Consider the following 17,443-nt stretch of genomic DNA (forward strand, 5'->3'; position numbering starts at 1 on the left):
TCAGACCTCGTGCACTTCGGATTGTAGGGCGTCGGCTTCGAGATCGGGCTCCTCGGGCGGCAATGGCAGCAGGGCGGCGAGCACGATGCCGGCGGCCGCACCGAGGCTCACATGCCAGGGCGAGCCGACATAGCGATAGGCGAGCACGGAAGCGACCGCGCTGACGAGCGCCACGGGCAGGAAATTGTCGCGCTTGCGGAAGCCGAGGACGATGCCGAGGAAATAGGCCGGCAGCAGGATGTCGAGGCCGATCGCCTTGGGATCGCCGATGAAGCCGCCGAGCATGCCGCCGGCGACGCTGATCAGCACCCAGGGAATGTAGATGATGATGCCGAAGCCGAAATACCAGGCGAAGGTCAGCGGCTTGCCGGCCTCGCTGCGCTTCACCGCTTCGGCAAATTGCGGATCGACGAGCAGGAAGAAGGTGAAGAATTTCTGCACCGGCGTGAAATGGCCGATATAACGCGCCAAGGCCGCCGAATAGAGCACGTGGCGAAAGTTGACGGCGAGGATCGACAGCACGATCAGCCAGGCATGGACGTTATGGCCGAAAAGCTCGATGCCGACCATCTGGCTGGCGCCGGCATAGACCGTGGCGCTCATGAAGGCGGCTTCGGAAAGCGACATGCCGTTTTCGACCGCGAGCGCTCCGAACAACGCGCCAAAGGGCGCCGACGCCAGCGCAACGGCGGAGCCGCCTCGCAAACCTTCAACAAAGTCGGCGCGATTCATATGGGTGATCCTGTTGGAAATTCAGGTTTCACTTATGGTCTAAGACCTGCCGCGGCAATTGAATTTCGTTGATTGACCGATCGATTTCGCTGAAGCATCAAAGGCCTGATCGCATCGACCGGAGAGGACCTCATGAAGAAGATCGAGTTTTCGAAGGAAGAAAAGACCGAAATCGTTTCGCGCATCCGCGCCTATTTCGACCGGGAGCTCGATCCCATCGGCGCCTTGCCGGCCGAATTCCTGCTCGACTTCTTCGCCGAGGAGATCGGGCCATACTTCTACAATCGCGGCCTGAGAGACGCCCATGCCGCTTTATTGAAGAGAATGGAAGACATGGCCGAGGATATTCATCTTCTCGAGCGGGAGGAGAAATCCTAGCGCCTGGAAATCAAATCAGAGCCTTCATTTAACGCCAAATTATGTCCAGGCCGATATGGTCATCGCGCTTTCTTTCACCGGGTTGCGTGTCAATTGGCCTCGATTGTCTCTGTTGTTGATGAATCCCGTTCGGCGAAGCTCGGCAAGACGGTGATCTTTTTGATCTGGCTTGCGCTGGCCTCTGCGCTTTGCTGGTCCGAAACCGTCTGGCGTGATGAAGTTCGCGCGTTGTCGCTGGCCCTCCAGGGAGACAATTTCGCCGATATGCTTCGCCAGATGCATGGCGAGGGTCATCCTGCCATCTGGTATATCCTGCTGCGCGCCGCCCATGTCGTGGTCGGCTCTCCCGTCGTTTTGAAGGTCGTGGCGCTGACGATTGCGGCGGCGGCGGCCTATCTTCTCGTCTTCAGGCTGAAACTGCCTCTTTCCATAATGCTGCTGTCGCTGTTCGGCAGTTTTTCGGTTTTCGAATACGCCGCGATGTCGCGAAACTACGGCATCAGCATGCTGATAATCTTCCTGATCGTCCTGGCGTGGCAGAAGGGAGCGCGCAACGGCATATTGAGCGGCCTGCTGTTTGCCTTGCTGGCGAATACCAATGTGCATTCGGTCGTCCTTGTCGGCGGCTTCCTGGCTTATTGGCTTTTTGATTTGGTCCTGGCGCGGCCAAGACCTCCTTTGCGGGACTATCGCGGCTTTGCGACAGCCGCAGCCCTGGCCGCGGTTGGAGTTGTTCTGTGTTTCCTCACGGTCTATCCGACCTTCAACGATACCGGGCAGAACGATCTCAGCGGCGAGAATTTCGCTTTGCTTGCACTTCGTGCTCTTACGCTCGCCAGTTCGCATTTTCTGTCCTTCTATCCCGACAGCATCCTCGGACTGATGGTGGCCGATCCGTTGGCTTTCCGCGTCTTCGCAACTTTGATGTCGGTGCTCATCTACGGCAGCCTGTTGGCGTTGGCGAACCGACGGCCGGCCATGATCGCTGCGGCGCTGGTGCTGCTAGGGCTCTCGCTGCTGTTTACCCTGGTCTATCCCGGCGGATACAGACATCAGGCGCTCTGGCTGGTTTTCATGATCGCGATGACCGCATTGACCACGGACATTCAGCGTGAAGGGACGGGCGTTACCGGCCCGACGGCTGCCGGCCGCATCGTAAAGTTCGGCCGCCTGTGCTTCATGCTATTGCTGGCGCTACAGGTCGTCTCCGCTGTCGAAAAGGTCAATCGGACCTTCGTGGCCGAAATACCTTTCAGCCGGAGCAAGGATTTCGGTGCGTTCATTCAATCGCGCCCCGATCTCAAGGACGCGATCGTCATGGCGGATCCCGATTATCTCGTCGAAGCGCTGCCTTACTATGTTTCCAATCGCACCTATCTTCGGCGGGAGGAGCGGTTCGGCGCCATCGTGCGATATACCCGCAACGCGCGGCTTTCGCTCAGCCTTGCCGACATCCTCCAATCTGCACGCCGATTGCAGCAGAGTGAGAAGGTGCCCGTCATCATTCTTCTTTCGCAGCGGCTCGATCAGATCACCGCTCCAGTTTCCTTGCGTGAAAGCTATGTCTGGCGGCTGTCTCTGACGGTTGAGGATATTTCGGCTTTCCAAAGCGCGACAGAGCTCGTCAAACGCTTCGGCCCGGCTGCCGGAAGCGATGAAACCTACGACGCCTATGTCTTGAAATAAGAAACCGGACAGCAGCCTGCCTGGCCTCTGCTCTTTCGCCTGGGCTTCAGCCCTCGCGTCTCATTCGCTCCCGGCGCTCGAGTTCGGCCGGGGAGGGCTCCGACATCGCGAAGCTGCCGGGTTTGACCTCGCCGGCACGTTCGTAGACGCTCATGATGACGCCCGTCGTCGATACGGAGTTAGTCGTGAGCTTCAGCGCTTCCGGCTTGGCGCCATGGCCGAACAGGCGCTTGCCGGGGCCGAGGATGAGAGGGAAGGTCAGGAGCCGGAGTTCGTCGATCAGATCGTGCGCCAGCAGGGTTTGCAGGAGGCCGCTGCTGCCCTGGGTGAGGAGGTCGGGGCCGTCCTCCCGTTTCAACCGGGCGATTTCGGCGGCGGCGTCGCCTTGCAGCGCAACGGAGTTTTCCCAGGTGAGGGATTCCCTAGAGGTGGTCGCGACATATTTGGTCGCGGCATTGAAGGCCTTGCCGATGGGGTCGTCTTTTCCGACATAGGGCCAATGGGCGGCGAAGATCTCGTAGGTCTTGCGGCCGAGCAGCAGCGCGAAGGGATCGGTGAAGATCCCGTCCATGAACTGGCCCATCGCCTCGTCCCAGTAATTGACGGTCCAGCCGCCGAGGGTGAAGCCGCCGGTCGGATCTTCCTCAGGCGCGCCGGGCGCCTGCATTACGCCATCCAGGCTCACAAAGGCTGCGGTCACAAGCTTTCTCATCTCTCGGCTCCCATGGTTGGTGTGTTCAGAGCCAAGGACGGATGGGCATGCGCCGATCCGACATTCCCGCGTTGTTTTTCGCGGGCGTTAGCCGGCCAGAGCCTTGGCGCTGTCGATAATCGCAATGCCATGCGCCCGCATCTCGTCGATGGCGGCGGCGACGCCTTCGGGGGTGATGCCGCGGCTGGCATCCTCGATGAAGCGTACCCGTATGCCAGGCATCATTTCCAGTGCGTCGAGCGCGGAGAACTTGACGCAGTAGTCGGTGGCGAGGCCGCAGACATCGAGATCGGTGACGCCCTGGTCTTCGAGGAAGTCGGAAAGGCCGGTCGAGGCATCCCGATCATTATCGCGGAAGGCCGAATAGCTGTCGATCCTGGGATCCTCGCCCTTCTGCTGGATCAGGTCGATCTCTTCGGATTTGAGCGCGGGATGCAGTTCGGCATCGAGCGTGCCCTGGATGCAGTGGTCCGGCCACATCATCTGCGGCTTGCCGGAGAGTTCGCCCATCTCGAAAGGGGCGGCGCCCGGATGGGCGGAGGCGAAACTGCCGTGGCCCGGCGGATGCCAGTCCTGCGAGGCGACGATGAGATCGTATCTGCCACTGTCGATCAGCCTGTTTGCGACGGGAACCACCTTGTCGCCCTCCGGCACCGGCAGGTTGCCGCCCGGACAGAAGCCGTTCTGGATATCGACAAGCAGCAGCGCTTTCATCAAAGCCAATTCCTTCGCTTAATCGCAATGCAAGATGCCAAATGCACACTCGATGCATCAACTAGTGAATTCCCGAAGGCCCTCATGCAAGCGTTAATTCCGTCACCGGTGGTAGTAGCCGTTCGAAAAAGAATACGCTAATACAACCAATGCGATAGGGTGCGGTTGTGTGAGAGCGACGTGCAAAGAGGGCGGTCTTGCCGGCCGCCCTGATTTCTGCCTTTCTTGCCTGAGATGCAAGCCGGAACCGAAGCCATGTCCGAGCCTCAACCCGATGAAAAAATCGATGCGACGTTCCGCAACGGCTCGCTGACGGCGGCCGGGATCATCCTTGGTTTCTCCCTCAACTTCATCAGTCTGTGGGTGTCCAATCCAAATGACTGGAGCAGTGTCGATTTGCTGCCGATGTCGTTCCTGACGGTCGGTATCGCTATCCAGGTGAAGGTGTTTGCCGATCTCCTGGCGCGCGACTCGCTGATCGCCGCCAAATATGACCGGGCTCGTCGGCTCTTCCTGATCGGGCTGTCGGTCGTCGCCATCGGAATGGGCATCGCCCTGCTGAACGACATTCTCGGCCTCAGCAGCATGCGTATGTTCGGGTGACGGTTCACCCCGAGCGACATCGCCGCGCGGTCAGACCCGCTCGACGAAGCCGTCCAGCACCCGTTTCTGGCCGGCGCGATCGAAATCGATCGTCAGCTTGTTGCCCTCGATGCCGGTGATGTTGCCGTTGCCGAATTTCAGATGGAAGACGCGGTCGCCGAGCGTGAAGCGCGACGGTTCGGAGGAGGTGGATTTCGCCACCAGCTCGCCTTCGATCGTGCGCCCCTTCGGGCCGCTTTCGCCATAGCCAATGCGTTCGACGGCGTGGCCGGAGCGGGTGCCCCAATTGTCGCGGGTGGCATCGGTCTTGTTGGCCTGGGCGCGTTTCCAGCCGGGTGTGGAATAGGAGTTGGAGAAGGGGTCGGCCTTGTCGAAGCGGGACTGGCCGTAGCCGCCGCGGCCGTAACCGCCGTAGCTCTGTTCCATCTCGGCGACCTCGACATGGCTTTCCGGCAGTTCGTCGAGAAAGCGTGAGGGCAGGGTCGATTGCCAGAGGCCGTGGATGCGGCGGTTGGAAACGAACCAGATATGGCAGCGGCGCTTGGCGCGGGTGATGCCGACATAGGCGAGCCGCCGTTCTTCTTCCAGGCCGGCGCGGCCGCTTTCATCCAGCGAACGCTGGTGGGGAAACAGGCCTTCCTCCCAGCCTGGCAGGAAGACGGTGTCGAACTCGAGGCCCTTGGCCGAGTGCAGCGTCATGATCGAGACGGCGTCGAGGTTCTCGTTGGTCTCGGCGTCCATGACGAGGGAGACGTGTTCGAGGAAGCCGCGCATCGACTCGAAGCTTTCCATCGAGCGGATGAGTTCCTTCAGGTTTTCCAGCCGGCCGGGCGCTTCGGCGCTCTTGTCGTTCTTCCACATGTCGGTATAGCCGGACTCTTCGAGGATCTGCTCGGCAAGTTCGGTATGCGGTGTGTTTTCAAGCAGTTCCTGCCATCGGCGGAAAGATTGAATCACGTCGAAGAGCGCTTTGCGGGCCTTCGGCTTCAGTTCATCCGTCTCGATGATGTCGGCGGCGGCCGCCAGCATCGGGATATCGCGGGCGCGGGCATAGTCATGCAGGGCGCGCACCGTCGTGTCGCCGAGGCCGCGCTTCGGCGTGTTGATGACGCGCTCGAAGGCGAGGTCGTCGGCCGGCTGCGCGACCAGGCGGAAATAGGCCATGGCGTCACGGATTTCGAGGCGCTCGTAGAAGCGCGGGCCGCCGATGACGCGGTAGTTGAGGCCCAGCGTGACGAAACGGTCTTCGAACTCGCGCATCTGGAAGGAGGCGCGCACGAGGATCGCCATGTCGTTCAGCAGGTGCTTGTCGCGCTGAAGCTGCTCGATCTCCTCGCCGATGGCGCGGGCTTCCTCCTCCGAATCCCAGGAGGCGTGGACCTGCACCTTCACGTCCTCGGGATCGGCGCGGTCGGTGAACAGCGTCTTGCCCAGGCGGCCTTCATTGTGGGCGATCAGATGGGCGGCGGCGCCGAGGATATGTTCGGTCGAGCGGTAGTTGCGCTCCAGCTTGATGACCTTGGCGCCGGGAAAATCCTTCTCGAAGCGCAGGATGTTGTCGACCTCCGCGCCGCGCCAGCCATAGATCGACTGGTCGTCGTCGCCGACGCAGCAGACGTTCTGCGGCTCGCCCTTGGCGCGCTGGGCGAGAAGCCGCAGCCACATATATTGCGCGGTGTTGGTGTCCTGATACTCGTCGACGAGGATATAGCGGAAGCGGCCGTGATATTCCTTGAGCAGATCCGGGTTCTTGCGGAAGATCGCGATCGGATGCATCAGCAGGTCGCCGAAATCGCAGGCGTTCAGCGTCGTCAGGCGCGCCTGATAGGCGAAATAGAGATCGCGGCCGCGGCCGTTGGCGAAGGCGCGGGCATCGCCCTCGGGAATATCGGCCGGGCCGAGCCCCTTGTTCTTCCAGGTATCGATCATGCCGGCGAACTGCTTGGCCGGCCAGCGCTTGTCGTCGAGGCCTTCGGCCTGGATCAGCTGCTTGATCAGGCGCACGACGTCGTCGGTGTCGAGAATGGTAAAATCGGAGCGCAGGCCGACGAGTTCGCCGTGGCGGCGCAGGAGCTTGACGCCGATCGAGTGGAAGGTGCCGAGCCAGGGCATGCCTTCGACGGCGCCGCCGACGAGGAGCGCGATACGCTCCTTCATTTCGCGGGCGGCCTTGTTGGTGAAGGTGACGGCGAGGATCTGCGAGGGAAAGGCGCGGCCGCTCGACAGGATATGGGCGATGCGGGTTGTCAGCACGCGCGTCTTGCCGGTGCCGGCGCCGGCAAGCACGAGCACCGGGCCTTCCAGCGTTTCGACGGCTTCGGTCTGCTCGGGGTTCAGGCCTGCCAGATAATCCGGCCGCTTGCCGCCGTCGCGGGCCGCCATGGCGCGGGCGGCGATGCCGCCAGATGCAATGCTTCCCGAGGCCGGCGCCTTTCCCGACGGCGCCTGCGGCTTGCGCGGCATCTCGCCCGGCTCTTCGTCGAAGAAGGGAATATCGTCGAAACTGTTGCTCATGGCGCGTAATGTAGTGATTCGGGAGGGAAAGACCAGAAAAGATGTTCTGCTTTCATTCCCAGGCCGCCCGCTATCCCAAGGGGTTTGCCCAGGGCGGCAGGGTCACCGGGCGGGGCAGGGCGGAAAATCTGAGCCGCTGCCTGTCGGAATCCGCGCCGGCGGCGCGTCCTTGGAGCATCGGGCCCAGAGTCCGGACCAAAGCTCGTCAACAAGGAGACTGCCATGCCGAAGGTCGTTTCAAATCTGTGGTTCGCCGAGGAAGCGCGCAAAGCCGTCGAATTCTACGTGTCGATCATTCCGGACTCCCGGATCGGCCGCACCACCATATTGCCGGCCGAAACGCCGAGCGGGCCTCCCGGCAGCGTCGAGCTGATCGAATTCACGCTCGCCGGCCAGGCCTTCGTGGCGATGAAAGCCGGGCCGTTCGACAGCTTCAACCATTCTTTCTCGATTGCCGTCCTTCTCGACAGCCAAGCCGAGATCGATCGGATCTGGGATGCGTTTCTCGCCAATGGCGGCACGCCGGAGGCCTGCGGCTGGCTCAAAGACCGCTGGGGCCTTTCCTGGCAGATCGTGCCGCGCTCGCTTTCCGAGATGGTCGCCGACAGCGATCGCGAGCGGGGCAAGCGTGTCACCGAGGTGATGCTCGGCATGGTCAAGATCGATATCTCAGCGCTGGAGAAGGCGTTCGCCGGCTGAGGCGTAATTCCGCCCGCTGAGTCTGGTGAGGAATACGCTGAATTCCCGGGCGCGCGCTGGCCGCCAGACAGGCGCTCGCCCGACCGGTGCTGCCGGCCGGCGTTTTGGCCGGAACTCGAATCACGGGCGACATTGCACACCTTTTTGACATTCATGTCACGTCGCGAAATGTGCTGATACCGCAATACCCCCGTTCTCAACTACAATAATAAACAGTTTCGCAGAGTTCAAAAAAGATCCGGTGCATGCACATCTTTGTGCATTGCCAGAAACAGCCGGTGAGCGTGGAATATACCTACGAAACTATTGATTCTCAGGAACGCCGTGGCCATCTCGATGGTTATAGGGACACCTGGAGCCTGTGGCAGAACCTTGATGGAGGGCCCATGCTGAGTGAATCCGTATTCGATGCGTTCACCCGCAGTTACGAAGCACGCCGCGAAACCGACATGTCGGTGGCGGAATATCTCGATCTCTGCAAAAAAGAACCGATCGCCTATGCCAATGCGACCGAGCGCCTGCTCGCCGCGATAGGCGAGCCGCAGATGGTCGATACCGCCCGGGACGCGCGCCTCGGCCGGATCTTCATGAACAGGACGATCCGGGTCTATCCGGCTTTCGCCGGCTTCCACGGCATGGAAGAGACGATCGAGCGCATCGTCTCCTTCTTCCGCCATGCCGCGCAGGGGCTCGAGGAACGCAAGCAGATCCTCTATCTCCTCGGCCCCGTCGGCGGCGGCAAGTCGTCCCTGGCGGAACGGCTGAAGCAACTGATGGAGGTCCATCCAATCTATGTCCTGAAAGCAGGCGACGAGATCAGCCCGGTTTTCGAAAGCCCGCTGAACCTCTTCGATCCCGAGACGATGGGACCGCTGCTTCAGGAACAATACGGCATTCCGCAGCGGCGCCTGAGCGGGCTGATGAGCCCGTGGTGCGTGAAGCGGCTCGACGATTTCGGCGGCGATATCTCCCGCTTCCGCGTCGTCAGGATCCAGCCGTCACGGCTGCGCCAGATCGCCATCGCCAAGACCGAGCCCGGCGACGAGAACAACCAGGACATTTCCTCGCTGGTCGGCAAGGTCGATATCCGCAAGCTGGAGACCTACTCGCAGAACGATCCCGACGCCTACAGCTATTCGGGCGGGCTCAACCGCGCCAACCAGGGCATTCTCGAATTCGTCGAGATGTTCAAGGCGCCGATCAAGATGCTGCATCCGCTGCTGACCTCGACGCAGGAAGGCAATTACATCGGCACCGAGAATATCGGCGCCATACCCTTCTCGGGCATCGTGCTCGCGCATTCGAACGAAGCGGAATGGCAGACGTTCAAGGCGAACAAGAACAACGAGGCCTTCATCGACCGTATCTGCGTGATCAAGGTGCCTTACTGCCTGCGGGTGACGGAAGAGCAGAAGATCTACGAGAAGCTGATCGAGGGATCGGAGCTTGCGGATGCGCCGTGCGCGCCCGCCACGCTCGAAATGCTCGCCCGCTTCTCCGTGCTTTCGCGCCTGCGCAAGCACGAGAACTCGACCTTCTTCTCGAAGATGCGCACCTATGACGGCGAAAGCCTGAAGGAAACCGACCCGCGCGCCCGCAGCGTGCAGGAATATCGGGATGCCGCCGGCATCGACGAGGGCATGGACGGGATCTCGACCCGCTTCGCCTTCAAGGTGCTGGCTTCGACCTTCAACCACGACACGACCGATATCGGCGCCGATCCCGTACATCTGATGTATGTGCTCGAGCAGGCGATCCGCCGGGAGCAGTTTTCCGACGATACCGAGAAGCGCTATCTGGAGTTCATCAAGGCCGATCTTGCGCCTCGTTACGCAGAGTTCATTGGAAATGAAATCCAGAAAGCTTATCTTGAGTCCTATGCGGACTACGGACAGAATCTGTTCGACCGCTATGTGGACTATGCCGATGCCTGGATCGAAGATGTGGACTTCAAGGATCCCGATACCGGCCAGCTTCTCGATCGCGAGCTCCTGAACCAGGAACTGACGAAAATCGAAAAGCCCGCCGGGATCGCCAATCCGAAGGATTTCCGCAACGAAATCGTCAAGTTCTGCTTGAGATCGCGGGCAGCCAACGGCGGAAAGAATCCGTCATGGACGAGCTACGAGAAAATCCGGGAAGTCATCGAAAAGCGAATGTTCTCGCAGGTCGAGGACCTTTTACCGGTCATTTCCTTTGGATCGAAGAAGGATTCGGAAACAGAAAAGAAGCACAGCGAATTCGTCTCGCGCATGGCCGCGCGGGGATACACGGAACGGCAGGTTCGGCGCCTTGTCGAGTGGTACATGCGCGTCAAACAGGCAAGCTAATGCGGAGCCATTATGCACATTGTCGACCGGCGGCTAAATCCGCGCGGTAAAAGTCTGGAAAATCGGCAGCGGTTCCTTCGTCGCATGAAGGGCGCCGTGCAGCAGGCGGTCAAACGTTCTCTGCAAAACCGAAACATTCGAGATGTGCTCGACGGCGGGGAAATCAGCCTGCCGATCGATGGAATGGCCGAACCGAGCTTGAGAAGGGGCGACGGCGGCATCAGCGATCATATCCTGCCCGGCAACAGGGCCTTCGTGGAAGGCGATATCCTTCCACGCCCGCCGGGCGGCAAGGGCGGGAAGCCGAAGGATGCGGGCGAAGGCGACGGCGAGGACGGCTTCCGCTTCGTGCTGACGCGCGAGGAATTCCTCGACGTTTTCCTCGACGATCTGGAACTGCCCGATCTCGCCAAGCGGCGGCTTGCCGAGACCGAGGAGGAAACGCCTTTCCGGGCCGGCTACTCCGTCTCGGGATCGCCGTCCAACATCGCCGTCGGCCGCACGACGCGGCTGGCGATGATGCGCCGCATCGCGCTCCGTCGCCCGCGTCCTCAAGAAATCGAAGACCTGCAGCGGCAGATCGAGGAATGCGAGGACGAGGAGACCCGCCTAGGGCTCGAGGCAAAGCTGAAGATCCTGGAGGAAAAAAGCCGGCGCATTCCTTACATCGACCCGCTCGACGTGAGGTATCGCCGCTTCGAAAACGAGCCGAAGCCGGTGGCGAAGGCCGTGATGTTCTGCCTCATGGACGTCTCGGGCTCCATGTCCGAACATATGAAGGACCTGGCGAAGCGGTTCTACCTGCTGCTCTATCTCTTCTTGTCGAAGCGCTACAAGAAGGTGGAAATCGTCTTCATCCGCCACACCGACAGGGCCGAGGAGGTCGACGAGGAAACCTTCTTCTACGGCCCGGCGACGGGCGGCACGCTGGTCTCCAGCGCGCTGGCGGCGATGCGCGGGATCATCGCGGCGCGGTTCGATCCGGCCGAGTGGAATATTTACGGCGCCCAGGCCTCGGACGGCGACAACGCCCATTCGGACGGAGGCCTGAGCGGCCAGCTGTTGCGGGAGATTTTGCCGCTCTGCCAGTATTTCGCCTATATCGAAGTCGGCGAAGAGGGTGGCGACTCCTCCATCTCCCGTTCGCCGCTTTGGACGCTCTATGAGGGCATCCGATCCGAACTCCTGCCGCTTTCGATGCGTAAGGTCTGCCGGCGAAGCGAGATCTTCCCGGTTTTCCACGATCTCTTCCAGAAACGTGAGGCACAATCGAAGGTGACGCCATGACCACGACGCTGAGGGCGAAAGAGCTGCTGCTGTTCGAAGGCGCCGACTGGGATTTCACGACACTGCAGCGCATTCACGATGCCTGCGAGGACATCGCGCTCGGAGAGCTCGGCCTCGATGTCTATCCGAACCAGATCGAGGTCATCACCTCCGAGCAGATGCTCGACGCCTATTCCTCGACCGGCATGCCGCTCTTCTATCGCCACTGGTCCTTCGGCAAGCATTTCGCCCATCACGAAGCCTTCTATCGCCGCGGCATGCGCGATCTTGCCTATGAGATCGTCATCAACAGCTCGCCCTGCATCTCCTATCTGATGGAGGAGAACACGGCGACGATGCAGACGCTCGTCATCGCGCATGCGGCCTTCGGCCATAACCACTTCTTCAAAAACAACTATCTCTTCAAGCTCTGGACCGATGCGGAAGGCATCCTCGACTATCTCGATTTCGCCAAGGGCTACATCGCCCGCTGCGAGGAACGTTACGGCGAAGTGGCGGTCGAGCGCACGCTCGACGCGGCCCATGCGCTGATGTCGCACGGGGTGCACCGCTACGCGGGCAAGAATACCGTCGATCTTCGCCAGGAGGAGAAGCGGCAGCAGGAGCGCCGCGCCCACGAAGAGCAGATGTACAACGATCTCTGGCGCACCGTGCCCGTCGGCAAGGCGAAGAAGGCGGGGGACATCGGACTGGAAAAGCGGCGGGCGGCACTCGGCCTTCCACAGGACAATATCCTGTATTTCCTTGAGAAAACCGCGCCGCGGCTGCAGCCATGGCAGCGCGAGATCCTGCGCATCGTCCGCCATGTCGCCCAATATTTCCATCCGCAGCGGCAGACCAAGGTGATGAACGAGGGAACCGCCACCTATGTCCATTACCAGATCATGAACCGGCTTCACGATCGCGGGCAGATCAGCGACGGAAACTTCCTGGAATTCCTGAAATCGCATGCCAATGTCGTGTTCCAGCCGAATTACGACGACCGGCGGTTCTCGGGCTTCAATCCCTATGCGCTCGGTTTTGCGATGATGCAGGATATCGAGCGGATCGTAACGTCGCCGACGGACGAGGACCGCGCGTGGTTCCCCGATATCGCGGGACGCGGCGATGCGATGGGCGTGCTGCGCGACATCTGGGCCAATTACCGGGACGAGAGCTTCATCAGCCAGTTTCTGAGCCCGAACCTGATGCGGCAGCTCAGGCTGTTCCATCTCTATGACGATCCGGAGCAGACCGAAGGCATACTGGTTTCGGCGATCCACAACGAGCGCGGTTATCTCCGCATCCGCCGCCAGCTCTCCCGCGAATACGATATCGGCTGGACCGATCCGGCCATCGACATCGTCGACGTCGACCTCGCCGGCGACCGCCGCCTGCTCTTGCAGCACATCGTCATGAACGGCTGCTATCTCCAGGAAACCGACATGAAGCAGGTGCTGCAGCATCTCGCCGATCTCTGGGGCTACGACGTCCTGCTTCAGGAAATCGACGGCTCGAACGTCGTGGCGAGGGAGCATACGGCAAGCCCGCGCAAGATCGTTCAGTGATCGGATTTGCCCGGGCGCGGCGGGGGACCTCTTGATACCTGCCGGCTGCCGGTTCATATCGTGATAGCCAATCACGGTACGGGGGGCTTCATGGCGAGGAATACGGCCAAGATTTTCACAATCGGCCGCAGCCAGGTTGTCAGACTCCCCAGTGAGTTCCGCTTCGAGGGAAACGAAGTGTTCGTGCGCCGCGATCCCAAGTCCGGCGACGTCATTCTGTCGCGCAAGCCCGTTTCATGGGACGGTCTCTTCGAACTCTATGGCAAGAACCAGGTTGAGAACGATTTCCTCGGAGCGGCCGACCGCCGCCAATCCACGCAAGACCACGACCCGTTCGAGGGCTGGAAGGAATGACCGCGCGTGAACGCTCGAGGACCCGACGACCGGTCGATGTTCGACAGCGGCAGCGCCGCCCTCGCGTGACCCGTCACGAGGCGTAGGCCGGCCGGGCCGCGCGCCAGACCAGGGGAACCAGAACCAGGGCCACCGCCGGAAGCACGATCCAGTTGATCGTTTCCCAGCCGGAGCTGTGCAGCAGTGAGCCCGATGAGAAGGAGGCGCAGGCGACCGTTCCGAAGACGAGGAAGTCGTTTGCGCCCTGAACCTTGCTGCGTTCGGCCGGCGTGTGGCAGTCGGCCACCATGGCGGTGGCGCCGATGAAGCCGAAGTTCCAGCCGATCCCGAGCAGGACGAGCGAAATCCAGAAATGGGCGATGTCGAAGCCGGAAAGCGCAACCGCCGCCGAGCTGCCGATCAGCAGCAGGCCGACGGCCGCCACCCGCTCCTTGCCGAAGCGCACCATCAACCGCCCGGTCACGAAGCTCGGCCCGTACATGGCCAGGATGTGCCACTGGATGCCGAGCGCGGCCTGGTCGATCGAATGGCCGTGCCCCACAATGGCGATCGGGGAGGCGGTCATCACGAAGGTCATCAGCCCGTAGGAGACGACGCCCGTCGCGATCGCCAGGAGATAACGCGGCGATGAGAGGATCTGGAACAGCGGACGCTCCGCATGGCTTTCCCGGCCCACGCTTTTCTGCGGCGACGATGTGCGCAGCAGAAAGAGGATCGGGAAGGCCAGCGCGGCGAGGGCGGCCTGGCTGACGAAGCTTCCTGCGAAGGGCGTTCCCGGAACCGCATCACGCGTCCAGATGACGAGCTGCGGCCCGATGATCGCGGCCGCGAGGCCGCCGATCATCACACGGGCGATCGCTCTCTGGCTCTCGGCGCCGGTGGCATTGTCGGTCGCGGCGAAACGGTAGCTCTGCACGTAGGACGAATAGAAGCCGGCAAGGCAGGTGCCGAGGCAGAAGACGATGAAGCTGCCGAGCACGATGCCGGCCGCGGCGATCAGGCCGGAGACGGCGCCGATCATCGTGCCGAGCAGATAGCCCGCCCGCCGCCCGAAGCGGCGCATTACATAGGCTGCCGGCAGGGTTCCGAGCGCCAGCCCGAGATTGAGCAGGCTGACAGGCAGGGTGATGAGATCGGGATCGGGCGACAGATGCTGCCCCACGAGCCCGCCGAGCGAAACGACCACGGGCGCGTTCGCGCCGCCGAAGGCCTGGGCGAGCGTCAGGATCCATGAGTTGCGCCTTGCGATCTCAGGGTCTGCCGAAACTTGCTGGATGACGTTCATTCTCTATCCATCTTGGACCGGATCTCGGCGACCGCCCGCTTGGCGGCGATGACGGCGCCGGCGAGATAGCCGGGTTCGGTTTCGCTGGTCTCGCTTCCGGCCAGCAGAAGGCGGGCTTCCCATGGACCGGATACCCAGCGCGGGCTTCCTGGTATGGGATGTCCGCCGCCGGAACGGTCCGCTGCGGTCGACGTCAGCGAATCGGCAGCCCAATCCTTCAGCAGGGTTGCGCCCGGGGCAAGCGCATCGGGGCCGAAAAGTCTCGCAAGCTGTGCGAGGCATGCCTGCTTCAAAACCTCCTCGCCAAGCGCGGCGCGCTGATCCGCCCCGACGCCAAGGAAGCCGAAGAGCGCGGCCTTGCCCGAGGCGGTTGTCGCATCGTGGATTTCGACCAGCGGCCCGACCATGCTCTGCGCCGTGCCGGAGAGGCCGTTTACGCGCCAGAAGGGCTTGTCGTAGATCGCGAAGAACTTTGCATGCGGCGCCATCCATGTCGGCGTGTCGCGCCAGCGGGCGGCGGTTGCCGGATCCTGCGGGGGCGTAAACGTGACCGCCGCCTCCAGGAGCCGCGGCGGCAGGGCGGCGACGACGATTTCCGCATGCAGGCTCTCCGCGCTGCCCTCGCGCGTCTGGACGGTGAGCCGGACGCCGTCTTCGGCGAGGTCCATCGCCGTCACCTTCGTGTCGAGAAGGATGCGCTCGGCGGGAAGCTGGCCCGAAAGCGCGCGGATCGCCGCCGCCGTTCCGCTTGCGAGCCGCATCGATTGCTGGTCCAGCGCCGCCGGCAGATAGCGCTGCGGCTTCTCGCGCGACATGCGTTCGAAGACGACCGCTCCCTCGCTGTTCTGGCCGAAGGAGCGAAGCCCGAGTTCCGCGACGAGCGCCGCCATGGCCGGCTGCATCTCGGGCCAGTACCATGAAGGGCCGAGATCGAAGCCGTCTTCGGCCGGCATGCCTGAAGCATCGGCGGTCAGGATGCGGCCGCCGAGCCGGCCACGCGCTTCTACCAGCATGGTGTCGATGCCGGATGCATGGAGCGCGCGCGCCGCATAGAGCCCGGCGAGACCGCCGCCGACGACGGCCACTTTGCAAGCCTTCATTTCACTTGTCCTTGGGGAGTTCGGGATTGTCGAAGAGGCAGACGTCCTGATGCAGGAGCGGCGCGGATTTATACCAGACGCGGGCGCCTTGCCCTCCTGTCCTGGCGTGAAGCGGCTGCCCGGCCGGCAGGCGAAGCCAGCTCCAGCGGCCGAGCGCGTCGCCCGCTTCGGTAAAGCCGCCGTCGATCACCAGCAGTTCCAAGCCTCTAGGGTTGGCGACCTCGACACCGGCATCCGGGCGCCAATCCTCCAGCATCACCCGCTCGTCCGACCCGTCGAAAAGTATCCTCGACGAGGCGACGCCGGCCCGCGGCTCGGATGGCCGGCCTTCGCCGGGCAGGCGGACGATGCGTTCGCGATCGGTGGCCTTGAACTGCCAGAGCTTGACCAGGATCGTGCATCCGCGCTCGCTCCGCGGCGCATGGCCTGACCCGGGCGGGTTGCGGACATAGCTGCCGGCGGGGAAATCGCCGCTCTCGTCCTGAAAGACGCCGTCGAGGACGAAAAACTCCTCTCCGCCAGGATGGCGATGGTGCGAGAACCGGCTTTCGCTGATGTAGCGGACGATCGATGTCGCGCGGGCCTTCTCGCCGCCGATCCTGAAGAGCATGCGGCGATCGACGCCCTTTATCGGGCTCGGCACCCAGTCGAGCGCTGCGGCATGGATGAGGGTGCGCCTGGAGAGATCTTCGTTCAAAAGCATGTCAAAGCTCCGATCTGCCGCCGTCGACGACGATCTCCGCTCCGAGCATATAGCTCGAAGCCTCGCTTGCCAGGAAGAGCACGGCGGCCGCAATCTCCTCCGGCCTGCCCATGCGCCCGAGCGGCACCTGCGCGCCGACCCGGTCGGCATAGGCGCGGAACTCTTCCTCGCTCTGGTTCTTGCCGATGGATCGGCGTCTCGATCGAACCGGGGCTGACGGCATTGACCCTGATCTTCCTGTCGAGCAGTTCCGCCGACATCGTTCGGGCGAAGGAGCGGACCGCCGCCTTGGAGGCGGACAGGATTGCCCGGCCCGGCGTTCCGACCTGGTTGAGCCAGGAGGTGTTGAGGACGATCGAGCCGCCCTCGCGCATCAGCGGCAGCATTGCCTGCACCGTGAAGAAGACGCCCTTGACGTTCACATCCATGATCTTGTGATAGGTGGCCTCGTCCGTCGTCGCGAGCGGCGTGCCGAGGGCGGCGCCCGCATTCGCGAACAGGATGTCCAGCGATCCGAACGCCTCTTTTATCCTGCCGCTTGCCAGAATCAGATCCTCGCGGGAGGAAACGTCCGCCTGGATCGGGAGGACATCGCCGCCGAGTTCGGTGGCCGCAAGGGCGAGCTTTTCCTCAGACCGTCCCGTGATCGCGATGCGGGCGCCGTTGTCGCGCAGCATCCGCGCGGCCGCGAGGCCGATGCCGCTCGAACCGCCGGTCACCAATGCGGTCTTTCCTGTCAGAACCATGCGTCAATCCTCTTGTTCGCGGCGAGTCTAGCGCGGGGATTTGCGTTCGCGAG

The 17,443-nt window shown here is 62.3% G+C and carries 16 protein-coding genes and 1 pseudogene; 8 read left to right on the forward strand and 9 right to left on the reverse strand.

Annotated elements, in window-relative coordinates:
- Entirely contained in the window at window positions 1-732 is a 732-nt protein-coding gene (locus tag CO670_RS19755; protein WP_097591809.1) for an AzlC family ABC transporter permease, read from the reverse strand.
- A gap of 132 nt (window positions 733-864) precedes the next feature.
- On the opposite strand from CO670_RS19755, the gene CO670_RS19760 reads away from it, so the two are divergent.
- Window positions 865-1,110, forward strand: coding sequence for a DUF2164 domain-containing protein (locus CO670_RS19760; protein ID WP_097591810.1), 246 nt, complete (start codon window positions 865-867; stop codon window positions 1,108-1,110).
- Between the two features lie 39 nt (window positions 1,111-1,149).
- On the opposite strand, the gene CO670_RS33400 is transcribed toward CO670_RS19760, so the two are convergent.
- A complete protein-coding gene (locus tag CO670_RS33400; RefSeq protein ID WP_245425902.1) occupies window positions 1,150-1,392 on the reverse strand; it encodes a hypothetical protein in 243 nt (80 codons plus the stop codon).
- Between CO670_RS33400 and CO670_RS19765 the strand changes: the two genes are divergently transcribed.
- The gene (locus CO670_RS19765) at window positions 1,285-2,796 is read left to right on the forward strand and encodes a hypothetical protein (protein WP_348628110.1); all 1,512 of its coding nucleotides are present in this window, start codon (window positions 1,285-1,287) and stop codon (window positions 2,794-2,796) included. The genes CO670_RS33400 and CO670_RS19765 overlap by 108 nt on opposite strands.
- Window positions 2,797-2,842: 46 nt before the next feature.
- On the opposite strand, the gene CO670_RS19770 is transcribed toward CO670_RS19765, so the two are convergent.
- On the reverse strand, window positions 2,843-3,508 hold the full coding sequence (locus CO670_RS19770) for a dihydrofolate reductase family protein (protein WP_097591812.1): 666 nt from the start codon (window positions 3,506-3,508) through the stop codon (window positions 2,843-2,845).
- An 87-nt stretch (window positions 3,509-3,595) separates the two neighbouring features.
- On the reverse strand, window positions 3,596-4,222 hold the full coding sequence (gene pncA / locus CO670_RS19775; RefSeq protein ID WP_097591813.1) for a bifunctional nicotinamidase/pyrazinamidase: 627 nt from the start codon (window positions 4,220-4,222) through the stop codon (window positions 3,596-3,598).
- 255 nt (window positions 4,223-4,477) lie between these two features.
- On the opposite strand from pncA, the gene CO670_RS19780 reads away from it, so the two are divergent.
- Window positions 4,478-4,825, forward strand: a complete 348-nt coding sequence (locus tag CO670_RS19780) for a hypothetical protein (RefSeq protein WP_097591814.1) — start codon at window positions 4,478-4,480, stop codon at window positions 4,823-4,825.
- A gap of 30 nt (window positions 4,826-4,855) precedes the next feature.
- On the opposite strand, the gene CO670_RS19785 is transcribed toward CO670_RS19780, so the two are convergent.
- Complete coding sequence (locus CO670_RS19785) at window positions 4,856-7,339, reverse strand: UvrD-helicase domain-containing protein (RefSeq protein WP_097591815.1); 2,484 nt, start codon at window positions 7,337-7,339, stop codon at window positions 4,856-4,858.
- A gap of 222 nt (window positions 7,340-7,561) precedes the next feature.
- On the opposite strand from CO670_RS19785, the gene CO670_RS19790 reads away from it, so the two are divergent.
- The 5 genes from CO670_RS19790 to CO670_RS19810 all read left to right on the forward strand — a co-directional run bounded on the left by CO670_RS19790 (window position 7,562) and on the right by CO670_RS19810 (window position 13,556).
- Entirely contained in the window at window positions 7,562-8,038 is a 477-nt protein-coding gene (locus tag CO670_RS19790; RefSeq protein ID WP_097591816.1) for a VOC family protein, read from the forward strand.
- A gap of 386 nt (window positions 8,039-8,424) precedes the next feature.
- On the forward strand, window positions 8,425-10,368 hold the full coding sequence (locus tag CO670_RS19795) for a PrkA family serine protein kinase (RefSeq protein WP_097591817.1): 1,944 nt from the start codon (window positions 8,425-8,427) through the stop codon (window positions 10,366-10,368).
- A 12-nt stretch (window positions 10,369-10,380) separates the two neighbouring features.
- Complete coding sequence (locus CO670_RS19800) at window positions 10,381-11,655, forward strand: YeaH/YhbH family protein (protein WP_097591818.1); 1,275 nt, start codon at window positions 10,381-10,383, stop codon at window positions 11,653-11,655.
- Window positions 11,652-13,202, forward strand: a complete 1,551-nt coding sequence (locus CO670_RS19805; RefSeq protein ID WP_097591819.1) for a SpoVR family protein — start codon at window positions 11,652-11,654, stop codon at window positions 13,200-13,202. Before CO670_RS19800 ends, CO670_RS19805 begins: the two co-directional genes overlap by 4 nt.
- A gap of 90 nt (window positions 13,203-13,292) precedes the next feature.
- The gene (locus CO670_RS19810) at window positions 13,293-13,556 is read left to right on the forward strand and encodes an AbrB/MazE/SpoVT family DNA-binding domain-containing protein (protein ID WP_097591820.1); all 264 of its coding nucleotides are present in this window, start codon (window positions 13,293-13,295) and stop codon (window positions 13,554-13,556) included.
- A gap of 73 nt (window positions 13,557-13,629) precedes the next feature.
- Here the strand turns inward: CO670_RS19810 and CO670_RS19815 are convergent, their stop codons facing one another.
- The 4 genes and pseudogenes from CO670_RS19815 to CO670_RS19830 form a co-directional block, all read right to left on the reverse strand.
- Window positions 13,630-14,841: an MFS transporter gene (locus CO670_RS19815; RefSeq protein WP_097591821.1), complete on the reverse strand. Its 1,212-nt coding sequence runs from the start codon at window positions 14,839-14,841 to the stop codon at window positions 13,630-13,632.
- Window positions 14,838-15,941 carry an FAD-dependent oxidoreductase gene (locus tag CO670_RS19820; RefSeq protein ID WP_097591822.1) on the reverse strand — a complete coding sequence of 368 codons (1,104 nt, stop codon included), beginning with the start codon at window positions 15,939-15,941 and terminating at the stop codon, window positions 14,838-14,840. Before CO670_RS19820 ends, CO670_RS19815 begins: the two co-directional genes overlap by 4 nt.
- 1 nt (window position 15,942) lies before the next feature.
- Window positions 15,943-16,644, reverse strand: coding sequence for a cupin domain-containing protein (locus CO670_RS19825; RefSeq protein WP_097591823.1), 702 nt, complete (start codon window positions 16,642-16,644; stop codon window positions 15,943-15,945).
- 1 nt (window position 16,645) lies between these two features.
- Window positions 16,646-17,390, reverse strand: a pseudogene (locus CO670_RS19830) (SDR family oxidoreductase).
- Window positions 17,391-17,443 lie beyond the last annotated feature (53 nt).

Source organism: Rhizobium sp. J15, from assembly GCF_002531825.1.
Classification (GTDB): domain Bacteria; phylum Pseudomonadota; class Alphaproteobacteria; order Rhizobiales; family Rhizobiaceae; genus Rhizobium.